The following is a 25,022-nucleotide window of genomic DNA, read 5'->3' on the forward strand; positions in this document are numbered from 1 at the left end:
CAAAAAAATGGCGAATTTATATGTGCGCTACGCCGCTTATGACGCTAATGGTGCCCTGCAGCGAGGGAGCAAGCTCCCTCGCTACGCTCTTCAACTCGCCAGCAACCGGGCCAGCGCGTCACGTTCGGCCAGGCGTGCCTGACTGGCGGCCTGCAGCTGCTCGTTGAGGGTCAACGGCAGCGGCGTCACGTTATTGGCCTGCGGATTATCGCCACCGCTGCCAGGCGCCTGTTGTGGCGCTGTCTCAGGGGCGGCGGCGCCTGGGGCAGTGGCAGGCTCGGTGGCGGCTGGCGGCGCCTGAGTGGGCGCCTCTTGAGTGGTGCCCGGTGCGCCCGCACGCATGTCATCGACGTCCAGTTGCTGACGGTTCTGCTCCTGCAGATCGCCGGTAGCCTGAGCCATGGGCGCTGCGTTGCTGCTGATCTCGGTGGTGGCGGCCAGCGGTGCCATGCCGGTGGCGACCTCCTGCATGGGCCGGTCTTCGCTGAGCTGAGTCAGGCCGTCCAGGCGCTTGACGCCGTTGACCGCATCGAGCAGCACCGGGTCGTAGTGGGTGACCCGGGCGTAGGTCGAGAATTCAGGCGATGTGTAACTTGGCGGAATGCCGGTCAGGCCAGCGGTGACGATCTGCGTGCTGGTCACGCCGACGAAGCCGTCCGGCGTGGTAGCACCCGTTCCCGTTCCCCCTCCCGTACCAGTCCCCGAGCCAGTACCCGTACCACCGCCGTTCCCAGGCGCGGCGCTGACCGACAGTGTGATCGTGGCGGTGAGGCTGCCGCCGGCACCATCGCTGACCGTGTACGTCAGGGTGGCTGGGCCGCTGTAGCCTGGGGCCGGGGTGTAGGTCAGCGTGCCATTGGGGTTGATCACCACGGTGCCACTGCTGGCGCCGGCACCGACCACGGTGAGCGGGTCGCCATCCGCATCGCTGATACCGGGCAGCACATCGATGACGGTCGGGCCATCAGGAGGCACTACGACGGTTCCCGGCGGAGTGACGAGCACGGGCGTGTCGTTGACCGGCGTCACGGTGAAGCTCACCACCGCGTTGGTGATACCGCCGTCGCTGTCGCGGACCTGATAGGTAAAGCTGTCGGTGCCGTTGAAGTCCGGGTTGGGCACGTAAGTGAAGCTGCCGTTGGCATTGAGCGTCAGGCTGCCGTGAGTCGGGCCTTGGGCGATACCGAAGGTGAAGCTGTCGCCGTCCGGATCGCTGGCCGTGAGCACGCCGCTGATCGAGCTGTCCTCGGGCAGGGTGTAGCTCGCGCCGGTGGTGACGGGCAGCGGGTTGCTGACCACCAGTTCGACCTGCTGACTGACCGAGACCGTGCCGTCGCTGGCGGTCAGGGTCAGGGTGTAGACGCCCCCGGGTGCCTGGCTCGAGGCATTGCCGGGTAGAGTGCCGGTGATCTGCCCGGTCTGCGGATTGAAGGTCAGGCCGTTGGGCAGCCCGCTGACGCTGTAGGTCAGGGTGTCGCCATCCGGATCGCTGAACGCGTTCGCGACGTTGAGATTGAAGGTGGCGCCATCGGTCGCCGTCTGAGTCGGCACAGGCGCGCTGACCACGGGCGCCTGGTCCGGCTGGGTCGAGACGTTGACGACCACGGTGGCCAAGGTCACCCCACCGTCGGCATCGGTCACCTGATAGGTGAAGCTGTCCTGGCCGATGAAGCCTGCAGTCGGCGTGTAGGTGTAGACGCCATTGGCTCCGACGCTGAGCACGCCGTGGGCGGGCTGGGTCGCGGCAGTGAAACTCAGGGCATCGCCATCGGCGTCGCTGGCGTAGTTGCTCAGGTTACCGATGAGGTCGCTGCCTTGTTGTACGGTGACGCTGGCGTTGGTGGCGGTCGGCAGGGTGTTGACCGCGGTCAGGGTGAACGTCTGGCTTACGCTCGAGATGCCATCGCTGGCACTGACGACCACGCTGTAGTTGCCGCCGGGGCCACCGCTGCCGTTGCTGCCCAGCGACGACGCACTGCTGCTCAGGGTGCCGCTGATCAGGCCGGTGTTGGGATCGATGCTCAGGCCGGCCGGCAGCCCGGTGGCGCTGTAGGTCAGCGGCAGGTTGTCGACGCTGGTGAAATTGCTGGCGACGTCGAGGCTGACGCTGCTGTGGTCGTTGGCGGTCTGGGTGGCGATCTGCGCGGTCACGCTCGGCGCATCGTAGGCCGGGGTGACGTTGAAGGTCAGGGTCGCGGTGCGGCTGGCGCCATCGGCGTCGGTGACGGTGTAGTTGAAGCTGTCGCTGCCGTTGAAGTTGGCCACCGGCGTGTAGGTGTAGCTCCCGTTGGCGTTGAGCACCAGCACGCCATGGGCCGGCTGGCTGTTGGCACTGAAGGTCAGGGCGTCCTGGTCGACATCGCTGGCGATGCTGTTGAGGTCACCCGTGACGGAACCGTCCTCGGGCACCGGCACGCTGGCGTTGCTGACCGTGGGCACGGTGTTGATGGCGGTGAGCACGAAGCTTTGGGTGACGGTATGGGTGCCGTCCGTGACGCTGACCACCACCGTGTAGTTGCCGCCGGGCCCGCCGGCGCCATTGCTGCCCAGCACCGAAGCGCTGCTGCCCAGGGTACCGGTGATAAGACCGTTACCGTCGATGGCCAGGCCGGCAGGCAAGCCAGTGGCGCTGTAGCTCAGTGGCACGTTGTCAGGATTGTTGAAGTTGCCGGCCACGCTGAGGCTGAAGCTGGACCCGTCGTTGGCCGCTTGCGCCGCGACGCTACCATTGGCGCTCGGCGCATCGAGCACTTGCGCTACGTTGATGACGATGGTCGCCGTTGCGCTGGCGCCATCGGCGTCGGTCACTTGATAGGTGAAGCTGTCGCTGCCGTTGAAGTTGGCCGCTGGCGTGTAGGTGTAGAGCCCGTTGGCGTTGAGCACCAGGGTGCCGTGAGCCGGCGGGGTGACGGCGGCGAAGCTCAAGGCGTCGCCGTCGATATCGGTGACCACGCTGCGCAGATCGCCGCTGGCGGTGCCATCCTCGTTGACATTCAGGGTGGTGCCGGTGGCGCTCGGCAGGGTGTTCATCGCGGTAAGGGCGAAGGTTTGCGTGGCGCTGCCGCCCAAGCCATCGCTGGCGGTGATGACCACGGTGTAGGTACCGCTGCCGCCGATGCCCTGGGTCGACGCGCTGCTGCTCAGGGTACCGGTGATCAAGCCGGTACCGGGGTCGATGCTCAACCCGGTGGGCAGGCCGGCGGCGCTGTAGGTCAGGGGGTTGCCGTTGGCATCGCTGAAGTTGCCCGCGACATTGACGTTGACCTGAGAATGATCGGCCGCATTGAGCGGCGCCACGCTGCCGTTGGCGGCGGGCGGCAGGTAGCCGGCCGCAACGTTGAAGGTCAGGGTCGCGGTGGTGCTGGCGCCATCGGCATCGGTCACGGTGTAGGTCAGGGTATCGGTACCGATGTAGCCCAGCGTCGGGGTGTAGGTGAAGCTGCCATTGGCGCTGAGCACCAGGGTGCCGTGGGTCGGCACGCTGTTGGCGGTGAAGCTCAGCACGTCACCGTCGGCGTCCTGGGCATAGTTGAGCAGGCTGGCGCTGACGTTACTGCCGGCAGGCAGCGCCAGGTTGGCGTTGGCGGCCACCGGCAAGGTGTTCACGGCCGTCAGGGTGAAGGTCTGGGTGGCGGTGTTGATGCCATCGCTGGCGCTGACCACGATGCTGTAGTTGCCGCCGGTGTTGGCGCCGCCGCTGCCGTTACTGCCCTGCGCCGATGCGCTGCTGCTGAGGGTGCCGCTGATCAGGCCGGTGGCCGGATCGATGCTCAGGCCAGTGGGCAGACCGGTGGCGCTGTAGGTCAGGGTGGCGTTGTCGACATTGGTGAAATTGCCGCCCGCGTTGATGCTGACGCTGCTGTGGTCGTTGGCGGTGACCGTGGCGATCGGCGTGCCGGCGCCGGGTGCGTCATAGGCCGGTGCCACGTTGAAGGTCAGGGTCGCGCTGGTGACCGCGCCGTCGGCATCGGTGACGGTGTAGGTGAAGCTGTCGCTGCCGTTGAAGTTGGCGGCCGGGGTGTAGCTGTAGGTGCCGTTGGCGTTGAGGGCAAGGCTGCCGTGGGCGGGGCCATTGGCGACGGCAAAGCTGAGCGCGTCCTGGTCGGCATCGCTGGCGCTAAGGCGCAGGTCGCCGTTGGCAGTCGTATCTTCGCTGAGGTTGACGGTGCTGCTGGTGGCCGTCGGCAGGGTGTTGACCGCGGTCAGCACGAATGTCTGGCTGGTGCTGCTGATGCCGTCGCTGGCGCTGACCACGATGCTGTACTGGCCGCCCGGTGCGAGGGCCGATGCGCTGCTGCTCAAGGTGCCACTGAGCAGGCCGGTGGCCGGGTCGAGGGTGACGCCCGCAGGCAAGCCGGTGGCGCTGTAGGTCAGCGGCAGATTGTCGACGCTGGTGAAGTTGCCTGAGACATTGACGCTGACGCTGCCATGGTCGTTGGCGGTCAGGTTGGCGATCGACGTAGTGACCGCCGGCGCGTCGTGGACCGGTGCGACATTGAACGTCAGGGTCGCGGTACGGCTGGCGCCGTCGGCATCGGTGACCGTGTAGTTGAAACTGTCCGCGCCGTTGAAGTTGGCCACGGGGGTATAGGTGAAGGTGCCGTTGGCATTGAGCACCAGCACACCATGTGTCGGTTGAGTGCTGGCACTGAAGGTCAGGGCGTCGCCGTCGGTATCGCTGGCGTAGTTGTTGAGGTTACCGGTGGCGATGCTGTCTTCGAGGAGCGGCACGGTGGCGTTGTTGGCCGTTGGCGCGATATTGAAGGCGGTAAGGGTGAAGGTCTGGGTAACGGTATTCAGGCCGTCGGTAGCGCTGACCGTCACGGTGTAGCTGTTGCCCGGGCCGCCGGCGCCGTTGCTGCCGCCGGTAGAAGCGCTGCTGCCCAGGGTGCCGCTGATCAGACCGGTGTCGGGATCGATGGCCAGGCCTGTGGGCAGGCCGCTGGCGCTGTAGGTCAGCGGGGTGTTGTCGACGTCGCTGAAATTGCCGGCGACATTGAGGTTGAAGCTGCTGCCGTCGTTGCCGGTCTGCGCGGCGATGGTGCCATTGGTGGTCGGCGCGTCGTACACCGCAGCGACGTTGAAGGTGATGGTGGCGATGCTGCTGGTGCCACTGTCGGCGTCGGTCACGCGGTAGCTGAAGCTGTCGCTGCCGTTGAAATTGGCGTTTGGCGTGTAGGTGTAGCTGCCATTGGCGTTGAACAGCAGGCTGCCATGGGTCGGACCGGTGGTCACGGCAAAGCTCAGGGCGTCCTGGTCGGCGTCAGTGGCGTTATTGCGCAGGTCGCCGGTGCTGGTGCTGTCTTCAACGAGGTTGACGGTGGCATTGCTGGCGACCGGCAGCGTGTTGACCGCCGTCAGGGTAAAGCTCTGGCTGATGCTGGTCTGGCCATCGCTGGCGCTGACCACGATGGTGTACAGGCCGCCCGGGGCCAAGGTCGAAGCGCTGCTGCTCAAGGTACCGCCGAGCAGGCCGGTGTTCGGGTCCAGAGTGATGCCAGCGGGCAGACCGGTGGCGCTGTAGGTCAACGGCAGGTTGTCGGGGCTGCTGAAGTTGCCAGTGACATTGACGCTGACGCTGCTGTGGTCGTTGGCGGTAATGGCGGTGATCGGTGCGGTGGTGACGGGGGCGTCGTAGACCGGCGCCACAGTGAAGGTGATCATCGCGTTGCTGACCGCACCATCGGCGTCGGTCACCGAGTAGCTGAAGCTGTCGGTGCCGTTGAAATTGCCCGCCGGGGTATAGGTGTAGGCCCCGGTCGCGACATTGAGGCTGAGGCTGCCATGGGCCGGTTGGGTGATGGCCGCGAACGTCAGGGTGTCGCCGTCGACGTCGCTGCTGGTGCTGGCCAGAGAGCCGCTCACCGGGGTGTCTTCGAGCAGATTGACGGTGGCGTTGCTCGCCACTGGCAGGGTGTTGACCGCCACCAGGGTGAAGCTCTGAGTCGCGGAGCCGCCCAGGCCGTCGCTGGCGGTGATGATCACCGTGTAGTTGCCGCCGGCACCACCGGCGCCATTGCTGCCCAGGGTCGACGCGCTACTGCTCAGGGTACCGGTGATCAGCCCGGTGTTGGGGTCGAGGGTCAGGCCGGTGGGGAGGTTGCTGGCGCTGTAGGTCAAGGCGGTGCCATCAGCGTCGCTGAAAGCATTGGCGATGTTGAGGTTGACGCTACTGTGATCGAAGGCGGTCAGGGTCGGCAGCGTGCCGTTGGGCAACGGGCCATCGTAGGCCGGGGTGACGATAGTGATGACAGTGGAGCGACCGAAGCCGCCGTCGACGTCGGTGGCCTGATAGATGAAGTTATCGGTGCCGTTGAAATTGGCGTTCGGCACGTAGGTGTAGGCGCCCGTGACCGGGTTGATGGTCAGGGTGCCGTGGCTTGGCTGCTGCACGGTCGAGAACGTCAGGGCGTCGCCGTCGGTATCGGTCACGTAATCGTTGAGGTTACCTGTCGCGGTGCCATCTTCACCGATGGTCAAGGTGGCGTTGTTGGCGATCGGCACCGTGTTGACCGCGCTGAGCGTGAAGCTCTGGGTCGCGCTGCGGTTGAAATCGTCGGTGGCGGTAATGGTCACCTGGTAGTTGCCGCCGCCACCGGGCGCCAAGGCAGAGGCGCTGCTGTCGAGGGTGCCGGTGATGATCCCGGTGGCGCTGTCGATGCTCAAACCGGTGGGCAGATTGCTGGCGCTGTAGGTCAGATGCGCCCCGGCTGTGTTGTCGATGAAGGCGCCGGCGACGTTGAGATTGACCGCGCTGTGGTCGTTGGCGACCAGGGTCGAAATCGTACCGTTGGGCACCGGACCGCCATTGTCGGCGACCACGTTGAAGACCAGCACCGCGGTGCTGGTGCCACCGTCGGCATCGGTGACGCGGTAGGTCAGGCTGTCACTGCCGACGAAGGTGTTATTGGGTGTGTAAGTAAAGCTGCCGTTGGCATTGAGCGCCAGGTTGCCGTTGCTGACCGGGCTGACGATGCTGAAGGTCAGGGCGTCGCGGTCCGCGTCAGTGGCGTAGTTGTTGAGGTTGCCGCTGGTGCTGCTGTGCTCGCCGAGACTGATGGCCGCGTCGCCGGCCACTGGCGCCGGGTTGATCGCGGTGAGCACGAAGGTCTGACTGATACTGCCGCCGACACCATCGCTGGCGGTGACGACGATGCTGTAGTTGCCACCGCTGCCAGGTGCGCCGCCATTGCCATCGGTGCCTTGGCTTGAGGCACTGCTGCCCAGGGTACCGCTGATCAGGCCTGAGGTCGGATCGATGCTCACGCCAGCGGGCAGGCCGGTGGCGCTGAAGGTCAGGGTAGCGCCATCGGCGTCGGCGAAACGATTGCCCACAGCGAGGTTGAAGGTGCTGCTGTCGTTGGCCTGTTGCGCCGCGATCGGGCCGTTGGTACTCGGTGCGTCGTAGACCGGGGTAATGGTCAGGCTGATGGTGGCGACAGTGGTGGCGTTGTCGGCGTCAGTGACCCGATAGCTGAAGCTGTCGGTGCCGTTGAAGTTGGCGTTCGGCGTGTAGCTGTAAGTGCCGTTGGCGTTGATCACCAGGACGCCGTTGGCCGGGGCCTGGGCAACGCTGTAGGTGAGTGTGTCGTTGTCGGCATCGCCGGACAGCGTGTGCAGATCGCCCGTGGCGACGGTGTCTTCGGCCAGGGTGAGGCTGGTACCGCTGGCGGTCGGCAGGGTGTTGACTGCGGTGAGCACGAACGCCTGGGTAGCGCTGCCGCCCAGCGTGTCACTGGCGGTGATTACGATGTTGTAGCTGCCGCTGCCGCCATTGCCCTGGGTCGAGGCGCTGCTGTTCAAGGTGCCGCTGATCAGACCGGTGTTGGCGTCGATGCTCAGGCCGGCGGGCAAGCCGCTGGCGCTGTAGGTCAAGGCACGGTTGTCGGCATCGCTGAAGCTGCTGGCGACGTTGAGATTGATGACGCTGCTGTCGTTGGCGCTCAGGGCCGGCAGGTTGCCGTTGGCTTGGGGAGCATCGTAGACCGGCGCGACATTGAAGGTGATGACGGCGGTGCTGACGGCACCATCGGCATCGGTGACCCGGTAACTGAAGCTGTCGCTGCCGTTGTAGTTGCCGACCGGGGTGTAGGTGTAGCCACCGGTGCCAGGATTGAACTGCAGGCTGCCGTGGCTTGGGCCGCTGGTGACGGCGTAAGTCAGCACGTCGCCGTCGGCGTCGCTGGCGTTGTTGGCCAAGGTGCCGGTCACCGAAGTGTCTTCGAGCAGATTGACCGTGGCATTGCTGGCCACCGGCAAGGTATTGACGGCAGTGAAGGTGAAGGTCTGGGTGGCGCTGCCGCCCAGGCCGTCGTTGACCGTGACGATGACGCTGTAGTTGGCGCTGCCGTTGATGCCCTGGGTGGAGGCGCTGCTGTTCAGGGTGCCGCTGATGAGGCCGGTATTGGCGTCGATGCTCAGGCCCGTGGGCAGGCCGCTGGCGCTGAAGACCAGGGCGCGGTTATCGGCATCGCTGAAGTTGCCGGCCACATTGAGGCTGACAACGCTGCCGTCGTTGGCAGTCTGGGCGCTGACCGGCGTGCCGGCCACGGGAGCGTCGTACACCGGGGCGATGTTGAAGGTGATGACCGCGTTACTGACCGCGCCATCGGCGTCGGTGACACGGTAGCTGAAGCTGTCGTTGCCGTTGAAATTGGCGGTCGGGGTGTAGGTGTAGGTGCCATTGGCATTGAAGGTCAGGCTGCCGTGAGTCGGTCCGCTGCTGACCACGAACGTCAGCGAATCGCCGTCGGCATCAGCGGTGTTGGTGCGCAGGTCGCCGTTGAAAGCGCTGTCTTCGTTGAGGTCGATGGTGGCGTTGCTGGCCACCGGCAGGGTGTTGACCGCAGTGAAGGTGAACGCCTGGGTGGCGATGCCGCCCAGGCCATCGCTGGCGGTGATGACCACGTTGTAGTTGCCACCGGCGCCCAAGGCCGAGGCGCTGCTGCCGAGGGTACCGCTGATCAGGCCGGTGGTGGCGTTGATGCTCAGGCCAGCGGGCAGGCCGCTGGCACTGTAGGTCAGGGCTCGGTTGTCGGCATCGCTGAAGTTGCCGGCGACGTTGAGGCTGATGGCGCTGCTGTCGTTGGCGACCTGGGTGCTGATCGGGGTACCGGCCACGGGGGCGTCGTACACCGGGGCGATATTGAAAGTGACCACCGCCGTGCTGACCGCGCCGTCGGCATCGGTGACGCGGTAAGTGAAGCTGTCGGCGCCGTTGTAGTTGGCGCTCGGGGTGTAGCTGTAGGTGCCGTTGGCGTTGAAGGTCAAGCTGCCGTGGTTCGGGCCGCTGGTGACGGCGAAGGTCAAGGCGTCGCCATCGGCGTCGCTGGCACTGCCGCGCAGGTCGCCGGCCACTGCGGCGCTGTCTTCGAGCAGGTTGACGGTGCTGTTGCTGGCCACTGGCAGGGTGTTGACCGCCGTCAGGGTGAACAGCTGGGTCGCGGTGGCGCCGGTGGTGTCGGTGACGGTCACGGCGATGGTGTAGACGCCATTGGCATCGGGGCTCGAGGTCGAAGCGCTGCTGCCCAAAGTGCCGCTGATCAGGCCGGTGGTGGGGTTGATGCTGATGCCATTGGGCAGGCCGCTGGCACTGTAAATGAGCGCCGCATTGTCGACGTTGTTGAAGTTGCCGGCGACATTGAGGCTGACCGCGCTGCTGTCGTTGGCGCTTACTGCGGCGATCGGCGCGCCGGCGCTTGGGGCGTCGTACACCGGGGTGACGTTGAAAGTGAGAGTGGCCGTGGTAGTACCACCGTCAGCGTCGGTGACCCGATAGTTGAAGCTGTCGCTGCCGTTGTAGTTGGCCGCTGGTGTGTAGCTGTAGCTGCCATTGGCGTTGAGTACCAAGGTGCCATGGGTCGGCTGGCTGGTGGCAACGAACGTCAAGGCATCGCCGTCGGCATCGCTGGCATTGTTCAGCAGGGTGCCGTTGGCGACGCTGTCTTCGGCCACCGGCACGGTACCGTTGCTGGCCGTGGGCGCAATGTTGTTGGCAGTCAGGGTGAACGTCTGGGTCGCAATGCCGCCCTGGCCATCGCTGGCAGTCACCACGATGGTGTACACGCCGTGGCCACCTGGGCCTTCGGTGGAGGCGCTGCTGCCCAGGGTACCGCTGATCAGGCCTGTCGCGGGGTCGATACTGATGCCGCTGGGCAGGCCGCTGGCAGCGTACGTCAGCGCGGTCCCGTCGATGTCGGTGAACGCGCCGGTGACGTTGACGCTGACCGGGCCGTGATCGTTGGCGCTCAGGGCCGGTAAGGTGCCGTTGACCACGGGGGCGTCATAGCCCGGCGTGACGGTGAAGTTCACGGTGGCGATCACCGACGCATTGTCGGCGTCGAATACCCGGTAGCTGAAGCTGTCGGTGCCATTGAAGTTGGCGTTGGGCGTGTAGGTGTAGGTGCCATTGGCGTTCAAGGTCAGGCTGCCGTGCAGTGGTGCGCTCACGGGCGTGGTGTCGAGCCGCAGAACGTCGCCGTCCGGATCGTTGGCATTGAGCAGCAGGTTGCCGGTAGCGCTGGCGTCCTCGGCCAGGGTGACGGTGAGCGTGTTGGCGGTCGGCGCCGGATTGCTGACCGTCAGGGTGAAGGTCTGGGTGACGCTGGCCTGGCCATCGCTGGCGCTGACCACCACGCTGTAGACGCCGCCGCTGCCACCTTGCGAGGCGCTGCTGGCCACGTTGCCGGAGATCAGCCCGGTGGCCGGGTCGATGCTCAAGCCCGTGGGCAGACCGGTCACGCTGTAGCTCAAGGTGCTGTCGACGTCGCGGAAGGCATTGCTGGCGTCGAGGCTGAAGGCACTGCTGTCGTTGGTGCTCTGAGCGGCGAGGGTGCCGTTGGCGACGGGCGCATCGTTGACCGAATTGACGGTAATGGCGACCGTCGCAGTGACCGCGGCGCCGTCGGCGTCTATGACCCGATAGCTGAAGGTATCGCTGCCATGGAAATCGCTGGCCGGGGTGTAGATGTAGGTGCCGTTGGCGTTGAGTACCAGTGTGCCGTGTTGTGGCGCGGTCACCGGGGTGGTATCCAGGCGCAGGGTGTCGCCGTCGATATCGTTGGCGTTGACCAGCAGGTTGCCGGTGGCGACGGTGTCTTCGTCGAGCACCAGGGTGCTGTTGCTGGCGGTGGGCGCCGGGTTGCTGACCGTCAGGTTGAAGACCTGGGCCACGGTGGCGCCATGCCCGTCGTTGGCGATGATGGTGACGCTGTAGACACCACCGGTGCCGCCTTGCGAGGCGCTGCTGGCCAGGGTGCCGGAGATCAGCCCGGTGGCCGGATCTATGCTCAGCCCGGCCGGCAGGCCAGTGGCGCCGAAGCTGAGGGTGTCGTTGTCGACATCGGCGAAGGCGCCAGCGACGTTGAGACTGAATGGCGCGCCGTCATTGCCGGTCTGCGCCGCGATGGTGCCATTGGTCACGGGGGCATCGTTGACCGGTGTGACGGTGAAGCTGACGGTGGCGGTGGTGGTGGCGCCATCGGCGTCGGTGACGGTGTAGGTGAAGCTGTCGCTGCCGTTGAAGTTGCTGTTCGGCGTATAGGTATACACGCCGGTGGTGCCATTGAGCACCAGAGTGCCGTGACTCGGGCCGGTGGCCGGCGTGAAGGTCACCACATCGTCGTCGGTCGCGGTCAGCGTGGCGGTGATCGGCGTGTCCTCGGCGGTGATCTGGGCGCTGTTGGCGCTTAGCGGTACCGGGTTGCTGACGTTAAGGGTAAAGCTCTGGGTGATGCTCGCGCCGCTCGGGTCGCTGGCGGTGATGACCACGTTGTACAGGCCGGTGCCGTTGAGGCCGCTATGGGAAGCGTTGGGAGCCAGGGTACCGCTGATCACGCCGTTGGCGTCGATGCCGAGACCGGCCGGCAGGTTGCTGGCGCTGTAGCTCAGGGTGTCGCCATCGACATCACTGAAGCGGTTGGCAACGTCGAGGTTGAAGCCGGCGGCGTCGATGCCGGTCTGCGCAGCGATGCTGCCCACCGCTTCGGGGGCATCGTTGACGGCGTTGACGGTGATATTGACGGTCGCGGTAGCAACGCCGCCATCGGCGTCCACCACGCGGTAGGTAAAGCTGTCGGTACCGTTGAAGTTGGCCGCCGGGGTGTAGGTATAGAGCCCGGTGCTGGCATTCAGCACCAGGGTGCCGTGGGCCGGTGGGGTGGTGGCGGAGAAGGTCAGGGTATCGCGATCGACATCGTTGGCCGACAGGGTCGCGGTGAAGGCGGTGTCTTCGTTGGTGGTCTGGCTGCTGTCGGCGGTGGTGGGCGCCGGGTTGCCGACATTGAGTACGAAGGTCTGGCTGACCGAGCCGCCGTGACCGTCACTGGCGGTCACGGTGATGCTGTAGCTGCCGTCACCATTAGGCCCGCCGTGGGAGGCGCTACTGCCCAACTGGCCGCTGATCAGGCCGGCGGAGCTGATGCTCAGGCCGGTCGGCAGGCCCAGCGCGGTATAGGCCAGAGCGTCGCCATCGACATCGGTGAAACGGTTGCCGACGTTGATGCTGAAGTTGCTGCTGTCGGTGCTGGTTTGCGTGCCGATGGTACCGGTGCTGATCGGCGCATCGTTGACCGGGTTGACGGTGAGGATGACGGTAGCGGTGGAGGTGCCGCCATCGGCATCGATGAGCCGATAGGTGAAGGAGTCGGTGCCGTTGAAATTGGCATTCGGCGTGTAAGCGAAGCTGCCGTCGCTGTTGAGTACCAAGGTGCCGTGGGCCGGGCCTTGCACGGGGGTAGTGCTGACCTGCAGGGTATCGCGGTCGATATCGGAGTCGTTGGTAAGCACGTTGCCGGTGATGACGCTGTCTTCGGCGCCGCTGGCAGTGTCGTCATTGGCGGTCGGTGCCGGGTTGGCGACCACCAGCACGAAACTCTGGCTGACCAGGCCGCCGTGGCCGTCGCTGGCGGTGACCACTACCGAGTAAGCGCCGCTGGGCACCGCCGTCGAGGCGCTGCTGCCCAGCGTGCCGGTGATCACCCCGGTGCTGGAGATGCTGATGCCGCTGGGCAGGCCGGTGGCGCTGTAGGACAGGGTGTCGTTGGTGTCGGCGTCAGTGAAATAACCGTGCACATCGATGTTCAGGGGCTGGCTGTCAGTGCCGCTCTGGTTGCCGATGGGCGTGGCCACCGGATTGGTGTTGGGCGCGGTGTTGATGGCGATGGTGACCGTGGCGGTCTCGTAGGTGCCATTGGACAGCACGGTGTACTGGAAGCTGTCGGTACCGGTGAAACCGGTGGCAGGCGTGTAGGTGACGTTGCCCGGGGCATCGATGCTGATGCTGCCGTGCAGTGGATCGGTGTGGCTGTCGACCACGCGGCCGGCGTTCTCGAAGCTGTCGTTGGCCAGGACGTTGAACGACACCGCGGCGTTGGTCACGGTCGAGACATGGTCGTCGACGATATCGGCCACCGGCGCGATGCTGATCGGCAGCAGGGTGTTGACGGTCAGGATGCCGGCCGTCAAATGGCCCAGACCGATGGTGATATTGAGCGGGCCGTTGTAATCGGCGGCCGGGGTGTAGACCAGGTTGTTCAGAGCAGCGTTGATCGCTGCCGTGGTGCCGGAAAAATGCAGCACGGTGGAGCCGGTGGTACTGCCCTCGGACAAAGAGACGCCGGTGCTGTTGGTCAGGCTGAGCAGGCCCGCCGGTACGCTCAAGCGCACGTCGACCAGATCGCCGTCGACGTTGCCGACCTCCAGATGCTGGCCAAGGATATTGGCGAACACCAGGGGCGTGTCTTCGGCCAGTAGGGTCACGGACGGCAGCTTGATGGTCGGCAGGTCGACGATCGGCAGCACGGTCACCGCGACATAACCGGTGGCCGTGGCGCCATCGGCATCGCGGACCTGATAGGTGATGGTGTCGATGCCGTTGTAGTCGGCGTTCGGGGTGTAGCGGATCGAACCGTTGGCGTTGATGGCGACAGTGCCGTGCAAGGCAGTGGCACCGGTGATGGTCAGGGCGTCGCCGTCCGGATCGACGATCGCCAGGGCGGCGGCGCTGATGTCGATCGGCACGTCTTCGTTGCCGGTGACCACCAGGCCCACCAGCGGAACCGGTGCCGGGTTGGTGACCACGATGGTGCCGCTGGAGGTGACGCTGGCGCCGGCCAGGTCGGTGGCGGTGACCACTACGTTGTAGGTGCCGGTGCCGTTCACGCCGTTGACCGATGCATGGCCATCGACCTGGCCAGAGATCAGCCCGGTCAGCGAGTTGATGGTCAAGCCAGCGGGCAGGCCGGTGGCGCTGTAGTGCAGGACGTCGAGGGTATCGACATCGTTGAAGGCCTGGGCCGTCGGTACGGCGATCGCCAGTTGACTGTCGAACACCGCCAGAGTGCCGAGGTTGCCATTGGCAGTAGGCGCATGGTTGCCGACCGTGACGTTGACGGTGACGGTCTCGCTGACACCACCGGAGGTCACGGTGTAAGTGAAGCTGTCTGCGCCCAGATAGCCCAGCGCCGGGGTGTAGGTGACCGCGCCGTTGAGGCCCAGCACTACCAGGCCATGAGCGCCCTGGCTGATGCCGGTGATCATCGGTGTGCCTTCGAAATTGTCGTTGGCCAGCGGGAAGAACGTCACCGGCGCCAGGGGCCCGGTGCTGATGCTGTCGGCGACGCCATCGGCCACTGGATTGATGGTCACGGCAATGCTTGAGCTCTGCACCGCGGCGATCCCGTCACTGGCTTGCACGCTGATGGTGGCGCTGCCGTTGTAGTCGGCGGTGGGGATGAACCTCATGCCGTTGAGTGCGGCGTTGATCGCCGCCGAGCTGCCAGAGAAGGTCATGCTGCCATCGGCGTTGCCGTCACCGCTGGTAAAGGTCAGGCCGGTGGTTTGCTGCAGGGTCAGGGCACCATGGTTGGTGCTGAGGGTGACCGTGAGGATGTCGTTGTTCTGGTCGGCGACGGTCACGGCGTTGCCGTTGGCGCTGGAGAACACCTGGGTGGTGTCCTCGTTGAGGGTCAGCGTGGTCGGCGCGCTGATGGTCGGCGCATAGTTGGGCAGTATGGCGTTGATATGGACGGTGGCGGTCTCGACGGTGCCGTTGGAGGTGACGGTATAGGTGAAGCTGTCGCTGCCGGTGTAGCCGGTGGTCGGCGTGTAGATCGCGTTGCCCTGGGCATCGATGGTCACGGTGCCGTGCAGCGGTGTGGTGTAGCTGGAGACCACGCGCCCGGCGTTCTCGAAGGTGTCGTTGGCCAGTACGTTGAAGGAGGTTGGCGTGTTGAGCACGGCGGTGACGTTGTCGTCATTGATGTCGGCGACCGCAGCGATACCTATCGGCAGCGTGGCATTGACGCTGATGATGCCGCCCAGCAATTTGCCCAGGCCGATGGTGATGTTCAACGGCCCGTTGTAGTCGGCGGCCGGCGTGTAGATCAAGTCGTTGAGGGCGGCGTTGACGTCGGCGGTCAGGCCGCTGATTTTCAGGTGCGTGCCGAGGGTATCGCTGGTCTGGGTCAGCGACACACCGGTGTGGTTGCTGATGTTGGCGATGCTCAAGGCACCCACGCCGATCGGCAGATTCAGGTCGATGGTCACCGCATCGCCATCGATGTTGCCGACGCTGATCTGCTGGCCCAGCAGGTTGGCGAAGATCAACGGGGTGTCTTCGAGCAGCAGCGGGATGGTCGGCAGGCTCAGCACCGGCAGGTGCGGTACCTGTGCCAGCAACACGGCGACGTAGCCGGTGGCCTGGCCGCCGTCGACGTCACGCACCGTGTAGGTGATGGTGTCGGCACCGTAATAATTGACATTCGGCTGGTAGCTCAGCGAGCCATCGTTGTTGATGGTCACGGTGCCATGGGCGGCGGTGGCGGCGGTGATGCTGAAGGCATCGCCGTCCGGATCGATGATCGCCAGCGCCTGTACGCCGATGCCCAGTAAGGCGTCCTGGCTGCCACCGACCGACAGGCCCAGCAAGGGGATCGGCGCAGGGTTGGTGACCACGATAGTGCCGCTGGAGCTGACGCTGGCGCCGGCGAGGTCGGTGGCCGTGACCACCACGTTATAGGTGCCGGTGCCATTGACGCCGTTGACCGACGCATGCCCATCGACGATACCGGTGATGGTGCCCAGCAGCGGGTCGATAGTGAGGCCGGCTGGCAGACCAGTGGCGGTGAAGCGCAGTACGTCGAGCAGGTCGGCGTCCTGGAACTGCAAGCCGACATTGACCAGCACCAGGCCTTTGTCGACGGTCGCCAGGGCGCCCAGCGAGGCCGGGCCGGTGGGGGCGTTATCGCCGACGGTCACGGTGATCGGGATGGTTTCGGTGACGCCACCGGAGGTCACGGTGTAGGTGAAGGTGTCAGTGCCCGAATAGCCCAGCGCCGGGGTGTAGGTGATGCTGTTGCCCACCAGCAGTGCGATGCCGTGCAGCGGGGCGCTGATGGCGGTGACGTTCGGAGTGCCTTCGAAGTTGTCGTTGGCCAGCGGCGCGAAGGTGATCGGCGTGAGTATCGAGGTGGTCACGCTGTCGGCCACGCCGTCGGCCACCGGGGTCAGGTTCAGCGCGACGCTGGTGCTTTGCACCGCGGCGATGCCGTCGCTGGCTTGCACTGAAATGGTCGCGGCGCCGTTGTAGTCGGCCACCGGAATGAACTGCAGGCCATTGAGCGCGGCGTTGATGGCGGCGGCGGTACCGCTCACCACCATGCTGGCATCGGCAACGCCGTCGCCACTGGTAAATGTCAGGCCGGTGGTTTGCGACAGGGTCAGCACGCCCTTGGTCGAGGCCAGGGTGACGGTGAGGATGTCGTTGTTGGCATCGGCCAGGGTGATGGCGTTGCCGTTGGCGCTGGAGAATACCCGGGTGGTGTCTTCGTTGAACGTCTGGGTGGTCGGGGCGCTGATGGTGGGCGCGTAGTTGAGCAGGGTGGTGACGGTGACGGTGGCGGTTTCACTGCTGCCGCCGGAGGTGACGGTGTAGGTGAAGGTATCGGTGCCGGCATAGCCGGCGGTCGGGGTGTACACCGCGTTGCCTTGCGCGTCGACGGTCACGCTGCCGTGAGCCGGCGCGCTGTAGCCGGTGACCACGCGCCCGGCGTTCTCGAAATTGTCATTGGCCAGCACGTTGAAACTGGCGGGAGTGCTTTGTTTGGTGATCACCGTATCGGCGACGATGTCCGCCACCGGCGCCAGCACCAGGCCGACGTTGGACACGGTGGTGCCACCGGAAGGGTCGACTGCGGTGACCGTCAGGTTGATCGGCGCGACCGAGGTGCTGTTGGCGTCGGCGATCGGTGTATAGGTCAGACCATTGAGGGCGCTGTTGACCGCCGTGATGCTGCCGCTGAAGGTCAGAATCGAGCTGCCGCTGGCACTGCCTTGGCTGAAGGTCAGGCCGGCGGCACTGGCCAGGGCGAGGCTGCCGGCCGGCACGCTCAGGGTGACGGTGGTAGTGGTCTGACTGACGTCGCTGTCGGCAATCACGATGGCATTGCTGCCGGACAACGTCAGGTTGCTGTCCTCGGTGCCGTTCACCAGCGCGGGGGCAGTGATGGTCGGTGGATGGTCGAGGAATACGGTGACGGTCTGGGTTTCCGGCAAGAGAATGCCGGCCAGCTTGACGGTGTAGGTAAAGGTATCGGTGCCGGTATAGGACGATCCGGCGGTCGGCGTGTAGGTGATGGTGTTGTCGGCATTGAGCACGATGCTGCCGTGGGTCGGATTGCCGCCAATGGTCATCGACTGCAGCAGACCACCGAGCGCATCGTTGGCCAATACGTTGATGACGTTGCCCTTGCCGTAGAACACCGTGGCCGAGTCGGCATTGGTCAGCAGCAGGTCATGCTGCCAGTCGGTGGCTTGAATGGATGCGGTTTCAATGGTGCCGACATGGTCTTCCAGCACCCAGTCGCCATCGACACCGGTGGTGTTGGTCGACGCCGCGACGTCAGCGTTCAGCGCCTGGGCCAGCGACATCACCGTGGCCGCGCCATCGGTGCCGGCGGCGAAGTCGCAACCGTAGATCAGCACATCGCCGGTACTGCTCATGTGCGCGCCGATTTCGGCAAGGATTTCGTGATACTGGCCTTCGATCGAGGCAGTGTTGAGGATGCTGTCGCCGATCACCACCGAGCCCTCGGTGGCGTGGGTGATGATGTGGATAGCGTCGACGTTTTCCCGGCCCTGCAAGGCGGCGGCGATCTGCGTCAGGCCATCGCTGTGGCTGTCCAGGTAGACGATGTCGGCATGGGCTGGCAGGTTGGCGACGAGGGTGTTGAGGTCGGGCAGACTGGAGTCGACGAAGAAGATTTCCTGGCGGGCCGAAGCGAGATCCACTGGGGCTGTAGCGGTGAGGGCGTCGTGCAGGGCATCGGTCACGCTCGAATGGTGTTGATCCTGGTCTGCAACGGCATGCCCGGCGTCGGCGGCCGGCGGCGCATCGGTGCTGTGTGTCGCCGATTGAGCGGCACTGGGCGTCTGGGTTGGATCGTTATGGGTCGCGTCTGAGGGCGCTGCGGTATGCGCATCGGCCGGTGCCGTGGCATGGGCATCCACCGCCGGTGCCGCAGCCGCCGCTGCAACCGCCGCCGCGGCGGGCGCATGGGCAGCGGCATCTGCGGTGACGACGGCAGCGCCGTCGAACATCATTCGGGTTTCCAGGGCAATTCGAATGGAAGAACTGTGCGAATGACGTTTTTTGTTCATGTTCGGGCAGGCCTCCGGCCGTACGACTTGAAATTCCCCGCCGCTGAGCGCGCGTGCTCTTACGCGCGTTATTCAGGGCATTGCTTATCCATCGGCAACGACAACGGGAAGATGACGCCGCTCGTCCGACCTAAGATTGGCACGCGACGAAACAGCGCTTTTGACTGTTTGTTGACGTCAAATCTAGTAGTGGCACTGTGATGCGTCAAGGCAGCGGGGATGAGCTGCAAGGCGGTGCAAGACCGATTGGCTATTTGCCTATCGCGAAGATGCTGCATTGGCTATATGGGGCAGGGCAGTTGGCGTGCTGCACGGCATCGCTGCATACTGGCCGCTACCCTATGCGCCCGAGGAACCGCTTCGTGATCAAAGTCAGCGTGCTGTACCCCTACCAAGCCGATGCCCGTTTCGACCACGACTATTACCGTGACAGTCACTTGCCGCTGGTCAAGCAGTACATGGGCGCCAGCCTGTTGCGCTACAGCATCGAAAAGGGCCTGGGCAGCGATGAGCCAGGCAAGCCACCGATCTACATCGCGGCCTGCCATCTGTATTGCGAATCGGTGGAAGCGTTCCAGGCCGGCATGGGGCCACATGCCGACATCGTCAATGGCGATATCAAGAACTATACCGACCTGGTGCCGCTGATTCAGATCAGTGAGGTGGTGGTGGAGTAAAACCCGTGCTCAAGGGAGGCGTGCGTGGCCTGGCTGAGTGACGAGGCTAAGCCCAAGCGCATGTAATACCTTGAGCACAGTATCAAAGCGGGGCTTGGCGCCTGGCGCGAATGCCTTGTAAAGACTTTCGCGGCCCATGCCAGAGTCCTTTGCGATCTGTGCCATTCCGCGTGCTTTGGCGACGTAGCCAATGGCGCGCAAAAATTCAGCGTTGTCACCATCGGCAAGTACTTGCGACAAATATTCGCTGACGGCCTCGTCGGTATCCAGTAGCGCAGCCATGTCGAATGGAATGAGGGTGTTGGTCACGTTCGTACCTCCAAGGCCAGCAGATGAGCCCGTTGAATATCTCGCCGTTGCGATGACTTGTCGCCGCCAGCCAATAACACAATGATCATTTCGGCCCGCTGGATGAAGTAGATGCGATACCCCGCTCCAACATCGATCCGCAGCTCACTGACGCCCGCACCGACCGGCTTTACATCACCGAGATTGCCAGCTGCAGCGCGATCGATTCTGCGCGCAATGGCCATTCTGGCTCGCAGATCCCGTAAATTGGCGTGCCAATGCGCAAATGATTGAGTTTGTTCGATTGAATAAGACATCTGCGCACTGTATCCGCAAGGATACAGAAACGGCAGAGGGAATCAATACCCCAGGAGAACGTCCTGCCTAGCGCCCAAGCACCTTGACCAGGCCCTTGATCGAAGAGCTGAGCTGGCGGTCGCCGAGTTCTTTCCAGGTCAGCCATTTGCAGCTGGCGATTTCGTTCTGGGCCGATGCCTTGGTGGATTTCGGCACGTCGATGGCGAAGACGTGATGCAGGACATTGTCGCCTTCATAGAGGGCGACGAAGTCGAGGTTGGGCACCAGCATCCCGGTTTCCTCGGCGAGCTCGCGCAGGGCGGCTTCGAAGGGCGTTTCACCGTCTTCGACCTTGCCACCGGGGAGATTCCACTTGGCCTTGGGCTTGCGCACGAAGAGGATTTCGCGGTCGCGTTTGCAGAGAATAGTGGCGCGCTGCTTCATGGGTGCACCTGCTGTCATAAAACCTTCATCAATCTGTCATATGCAAGGGCTGCGCCAATGCTGGCGTTACGCTTGCGATACCTTTGAATCGGCGCGATTTGCGATTTCCGTAGGTCACGGTCCTGGATTCATAGGGTATTGGTGGGTTGACGGGATGGATGGTTCAACGTAATCGACAAGATAGATGGCGTTGCGCCACCTTGGTGGGCCGTTTCCACCCCAGGACGCACCGGCATCGCCCAGGGTGCACTGTCCTGAGTCGAAGCAAGCCTCGCAAGATCACGTCCAGTATCAACCGCGCACCGGCTTGACTCGCAACTCCACCAGGCAGCCAGGCTGGGCGTCGCCGATGCGCAGGGTCATGTCGTGCAGCCGCGCCACGGCGGCGACCATGCTCAGGCCCAGGCCGTTGCCTGGGGTGTGGCGACTGGCTTCGGCGCGGTACAGGCGGCGCAGCACCGCCTCGCGCTCGGCCTCGGCGATACCCGGGCCGTTGTCGCTGACCTGCAGGCTCACGCCCTCAGGGCCTTCGCTGATGGTCAGCCGTACTGCGCCCTGGTCCGGCGAAAACTTGATGGCGTTGTCCAGCAGGTTGCAGGTAGCGTCGAACAGCAGTTGGGCATCACCCGGGATCATTGGGGGGTTGGGGCAGGGCGCGTAGCTGAGGCTGATGCCGCGCTCCTCGGCCAGCGGCTCGAACAGTTCCGTGGCATCGGCGGCGATCAGGTTCAGGTCCACCGGGGCGAAGTGGCTGCGGCGCGCGCTGTCTTCGATCTCGGAAATGCGCAGCAGCGCGCGGAAGGTCGACAGCAGCGCCCCGGCTTCATTGAGCGCCGCATCGATGGTGCGGGCGTAGTCGTCGGGCGTCACGCCGCGGCGCTGGGCGCGTTCGAGGCCGGCCATCAACCGAGTCAGCGGCGTGCGCAGGTCGTGGGCGATGTCGTCGCACACACCCTTGACCTCGCTCATCAATCGCTCCAGTTCATCGAGCATGCCGTTGACCACCATGGCAATGCGGTCGACGTCGTCGTTGTTGCCGCGGGTCGGCAGGCGCCGCGACAGGTCGCCCTTGACGATTTCGCTGATCGAATGGCTGAGCGCATCCAGCCGGCGCCGGGCGAAATAGCCCAGGGCGATCGCCCCCACCAGACCCACCAGCAACAACAGCACGCCGCCAGAGATCATGGCGCGCACCAGCAACTCGTTGAACTCGTGAATGTCGTGCGCGTCCTGGGCGACCATGAGGATATTGCCGTCGTCCAAGCGGTGGAGCATGAAGCGCAGAGGGCGGTGGCGGTCGTCGGCCTTGTGCCAGTTGTAGTCTTGGGGGCGATCGAAGGCCTTGGTGTCCGGCAGCTGCTTGACTGCCCCGGCCAGATGATTGCCTTGGGCGTCGAACAGCGAGTGCGGCGTGCGTTGCTCGGCGTCCTGGCGGGCATGGCCGAGGATTTCCTGCAGGCGATCGACGCTGCTCAGGCGGTTGCGGTTGTCGGCCTGGCGATGCAGGGCGGCATCGGCTTCGGCGCGCAGGTAGCCGGTGGTCTGCCAGTAGATGTAGCCGAACAGCGCGAGGAAGGAGAACAGGAACAGCCCGAGGAACATCAGGCCGGTACGGAAACTGATGGTGCGCGGAATATCACTCAGGCGCACGGAGTACATAGCCGGCTCCTCTGACCGTATGCAGCATGGGCGGCTCGTGCTCGGCGTCGATTTTGCGGCGCAGGCGGCCGATGTGCACTTCGATGACGTTGGTGCGTTCGTCGTAGCTGTAGTTCCACACGGCTTCGAACAGCATGGTGCGGGTCACCACCTGGTCCGGGTTGCGCATCAGGTGTTCGAGCAGGGCGTATTCGCGCGGCACCAGTTCGATGACCCGTTCGCCGCGGCGCACGCTGCGCTTGAGCAGATCGACCTCCAGCGGGCCGACTTTCAGGCGGCTGTCGCTGTGCCCTGCGAGGGGGCCGGTACGGCGCCGGTCGAGGGCGTCCAGGCGCGCGGTCAGCTCGATGAACTCGAAGGGCTTGGTCAGGTAGTCGTCGCCGCCGGCACGCAGTCCGCGCACGCGTTCGTCCAGGGCACTGAGGGCGCTGAGGATCAGCACCGGCGTGGCCACCCCGGCGGCACGCAGGGCGGTGAGCACGGCGAGGCCGTCGAGGGCGCCGTGGAGCATGCGGTCGAGGACGATGAGATCGAAGCTTTCGCTCAGCGCCTTGACCAGCGCATCGCGGCCGTTGTCGATGTGGCTGACGCTGAAACCGTGGTCCTGCAGAGCGGCTTCGATTTCGCGGGCGGTGGTGAAGTCATCTTCGACGACCAGAACGTGGGTCATGGCGGGGCACCACTCCTTTACGAGGCTCTTTTACAATGAGGCTGCATGGCATAGTGTGCCACGGGGTGAGGGCGGCAAATGTCGCCGTCACCTAAACAAAAGTTTATGGGGGTGCAGCGTGCGGGTGCTGGTGATAGAGGACGATAGCCCGACAGCCCATTACCTGTTGCGCGGCTTGACCGAGGGCGGCCATGTGGTAGATGTCGCCGTGGACGGGCATGACGGCCTGGCCATGGCCCTGGAGGCCATTCATGACGTGCTGGTGGTGGACCGACGCTTGCCGGGGATCGACGGTCTGCAGGTGATCGCGCGTCTGCGTCAGCAAGGCGTGAAGACACCGGTGTTGATGCTCAGCGCCCAAGCCTCGACCCAGGACCGTGTCGAGGGACTGCGCGCCGGCTGCGATGACTATCTGGCCAAGCCCTATGCCTTCGCCGAGGTGCTGGCCCGCCTGGATGCGCTGTGCCGAGGGCGCCAGCAGCAGGGCCAGTCGCTGAACCAGCCGCGGCGCCTGACGGTGGGTGAGCTGAGCCTGGATTGCGCCACTCGGGTGGCCACGCGCCAGGGTCGGCTCATCGCCCTGCAGCACCGCGAGACCCTGCTGCTGGAGAAGCTCATGCGCCACAGCGGCCAGGTGGTGACGCGGGACATGCTGCTCGACAGCGCCTGGGACTATGCCTTCGACCCCAATGACAACGTCATCGACAAGCATATCCACCGCTTGCGGCGCAAACTCGACGAGGGCTTCGGGTATTCCTTGATCCGTACCGTGGCTGGCGCGGGCTATTGTTTCCATGGCAGCTTCGGCGGCGCTTTTGATGGCGTGAAACCGGCAGCCCCGTAGCGTTTTTTCTCCAGGCCACGGGACTTGCACGCCACAAGTAGTTATCTTCTGCATCGCTTCGATCTCGTCTGTCATAAGGAACACCGAACCACCATGGATTTCAAACAGAGCCTGGCGCAGCGCATCGTCATAGTCTTCGCGCTGATGAGCACCGTCGTGGCGGGTATTTTCGCGATCGGTATCGTCGCCGCGGTACACGTGGTCGAACGCCGCCTGACCGATGCCAGCATGGGCGGCAACCTTAATCGCCTGCTCAAGGTCGACAACGCCCAGGACTGGGTGCATCGGCCAGAGAAGGACGAACTGTTCTTCGCCGACAACGGCCCGCGCGACCTGGCCCTGACCGACGAACTGCGCGCGCTGCCCATCGGCTTTCAGGACGCGGTGTTCAACCAGGACCCGTATTTCGCCATGGTCGGCGAGGTCAATGGACGCAAGTACGTGCTGTTGCGCGATCGCCAGAGCGTCGAGCATCGCGAGCAGTTGCTCATTGCCGTGGTGGTCGGCGGCTTTGCCTTGAGCGTGGTGCTGGCGATGGTGCTGGGGCGTCTGCTCGCGCGGCGGGTGATGGCGCCGGTGATTCTGCTGGCACGGCAGATCCGCCAGCGCGACGAGACCATCGCTCTGGCGCCGCCGCTGTCTACCGATTATGCCGCTGACGAAGTCGGTGAACTGGCAGTGGCCTTCGACCAGACACTGGGCAAGCTGCGCGCGGCCCTGGGCCGGGAACAGCAGTTCACCGCCGACGTCAGCCACGAACTGCGCACGCCGCTGCAAGGTCTGCAGCAAGCCTGCACGTCCTTGCTCGATAACCCCGACATCGACCCTCGCGCCCAGCGCCAGGTGGTGCGCATCGCCCGCGCCAGCGCCGAGATGCACCAGTTGATCGAAACCTTCCTGCTGCTCGCCCGTGCCAGTGACCCAGCCGCGGGGTCCGGCCAACAGGCGACCCTGCATCAGGTGGCCGACGATCTGGCGGAAATCTGGGGGCGGCAGATCAACGAAAAGGGCCTGGAGTTTTCCTACGAGTGCGAGGTCGACAGCCCGACGCTGTTCAACCACACCTGCCTGTATTCGGTGATGGGCAACCTGTTGCGCAACGCCTGGCACTACACCGACCAGGGTTTCGTGCGCCTGACCCTGCAGGCCAATGGCTTCATGGTCGAGGACAGCGGCATTGGCATTCCCGAGGAAAAGCGCAACGCCATGTTCCAGCCTTTCGTACGCGGCGACGAGCGGCGGGGCGAAGGTCTGGGCCTTGGCCTGTCGCTGGTGCAGCGCATCTGCAACAGCCAGGGCTGGCACGTGACCCTCACCAGCCGCGAGCCCCACGGCTGTCGCTTCAGCGTCGAATGGGGCGCCGTTCATCCGCTCGCATTGGCAAAAGCCTGACCTGATCGCCCAAGCCCCCGAAAACATGACAGTTTTTTCACAAATGGTTGGCCATGCTGCGCGAACTAACGCGGTAATCTATCGCTCATGCATA

Annotated in this window: 9 protein-coding genes; 3 read left to right on the forward strand and 6 right to left on the reverse strand. The window is 64.7% G+C overall.

Going from position 1 to position 25,022, the window contains the following annotated elements:
* Nucleotides 1-90 precede the first annotated feature (90 nt).
* Nucleotides 91-18,657 carry an Ig-like domain-containing protein gene (locus AC3WJP_RS00260; protein WP_493719231.1) on the reverse strand — a complete coding sequence of 6,189 codons (18,567 nt, stop codon included), beginning with the start codon at nt 18,655-18,657 and terminating at the stop codon, nt 91-93.
* A gap of 362 nt (nt 18,658-19,019) precedes the next feature.
* On the opposite strand from AC3WJP_RS00260, the gene AC3WJP_RS00265 reads away from it, so the two are divergent.
* Nucleotides 19,020-19,334, forward strand: a complete 315-nt coding sequence (locus tag AC3WJP_RS00265) for an EthD family reductase (protein WP_493719232.1) — start codon at nt 19,020-19,022, stop codon at nt 19,332-19,334.
* 9 nt (nt 19,335-19,343) lie between these two features.
* On the opposite strand, the gene AC3WJP_RS00270 is transcribed toward AC3WJP_RS00265, so the two are convergent.
* The 5 genes from AC3WJP_RS00270 to AC3WJP_RS00290 all read right to left on the reverse strand — a co-directional run bounded on the left by AC3WJP_RS00270 (nt 19,344) and on the right by AC3WJP_RS00290 (nt 22,692).
* Nucleotides 19,344-19,643 carry an addiction module antidote protein gene (locus tag AC3WJP_RS00270; RefSeq protein ID WP_493719233.1) on the reverse strand — a complete coding sequence of 100 codons (300 nt, stop codon included), beginning with the start codon at nt 19,641-19,643 and terminating at the stop codon, nt 19,344-19,346.
* Complete coding sequence (locus AC3WJP_RS00275) at nt 19,640-19,939, reverse strand: type II toxin-antitoxin system RelE/ParE family toxin (RefSeq protein ID WP_493719234.1); 300 nt, start codon at nt 19,937-19,939, stop codon at nt 19,640-19,642. The genes AC3WJP_RS00270 and AC3WJP_RS00275 overlap by 4 nt, the downstream gene beginning before the upstream one ends.
* Nucleotides 19,940-20,006: 67 nt before the next feature.
* On the reverse strand, nt 20,007-20,363 hold the full coding sequence (locus AC3WJP_RS00280) for an NUDIX hydrolase (protein ID WP_493719235.1): 357 nt from the start codon (nt 20,361-20,363) through the stop codon (nt 20,007-20,009).
* Between the two features lie 291 nt (nt 20,364-20,654).
* Nucleotides 20,655-22,022: a sensor histidine kinase gene (locus AC3WJP_RS00285; RefSeq protein WP_493719236.1), complete on the reverse strand. Its 1,368-nt coding sequence runs from the start codon at nt 22,020-22,022 to the stop codon at nt 20,655-20,657.
* Complete coding sequence (locus AC3WJP_RS00290) at nt 22,000-22,692, reverse strand: response regulator transcription factor (RefSeq protein WP_493719237.1); 693 nt, start codon at nt 22,690-22,692, stop codon at nt 22,000-22,002. Before AC3WJP_RS00290 ends, AC3WJP_RS00285 begins: the two co-directional genes overlap by 23 nt.
* Before the next feature lie 118 nt (nt 22,693-22,810).
* Here AC3WJP_RS00290 and AC3WJP_RS00295 point away from each other — a divergent pair, with 118 nt between their 5' ends.
* Complete coding sequence (locus tag AC3WJP_RS00295) at nt 22,811-23,536, forward strand: response regulator transcription factor (protein WP_493719238.1); 726 nt, start codon at nt 22,811-22,813, stop codon at nt 23,534-23,536.
* Nucleotides 23,537-23,629: 93 nt separating this feature from the next.
* The gene (locus tag AC3WJP_RS00300) at nt 23,630-24,928 is read left to right on the forward strand and encodes a sensor histidine kinase (RefSeq protein ID WP_493719239.1); all 1,299 of its coding nucleotides are present in this window, start codon (nt 23,630-23,632) and stop codon (nt 24,926-24,928) included.
* The last annotated feature ends 94 nt before the right edge of the window (nt 24,929-25,022 follow it).

Source organism: Pseudomonas sp. GW821-FHT01A09, assembly GCF_058986725.1.

Excerpts from the sequence above, each read along its gene's own strand:
- AC3WJP_RS00260 (WP_493719231.1), bottom strand. The coding sequence starts at position 18,657 with ATGAACAAAAAACGTCATTCGCACAGTTCTTCCATTCGAATTGCCCTG.
- AC3WJP_RS00275 (WP_493719234.1), bottom strand. The coding sequence starts at position 19,939 with ATGTCTTATTCAATCGAACAAACTCAATCATTTGCGCATTGGCACGCC.
- AC3WJP_RS00280 (WP_493719235.1), bottom strand. The coding sequence starts at position 20,363 with ATGAAGCAGCGCGCCACTATTCTCTGCAAACGCGACCGCGAAATCCTC.
- AC3WJP_RS00285 (WP_493719236.1), bottom strand. The coding sequence starts at position 22,022 with ATGTACTCCGTGCGCCTGAGTGATATTCCGCGCACCATCAGTTTCCGT.
- AC3WJP_RS00290 (WP_493719237.1), bottom strand. The coding sequence starts at position 22,692 with ATGACCCACGTTCTGGTCGTCGAAGATGACTTCACCACCGCCCGCGAA.
- AC3WJP_RS00300 (WP_493719239.1), top strand. The coding sequence starts at position 23,630 with ATGGATTTCAAACAGAGCCTGGCGCAGCGCATCGTCATAGTCTTCGCG.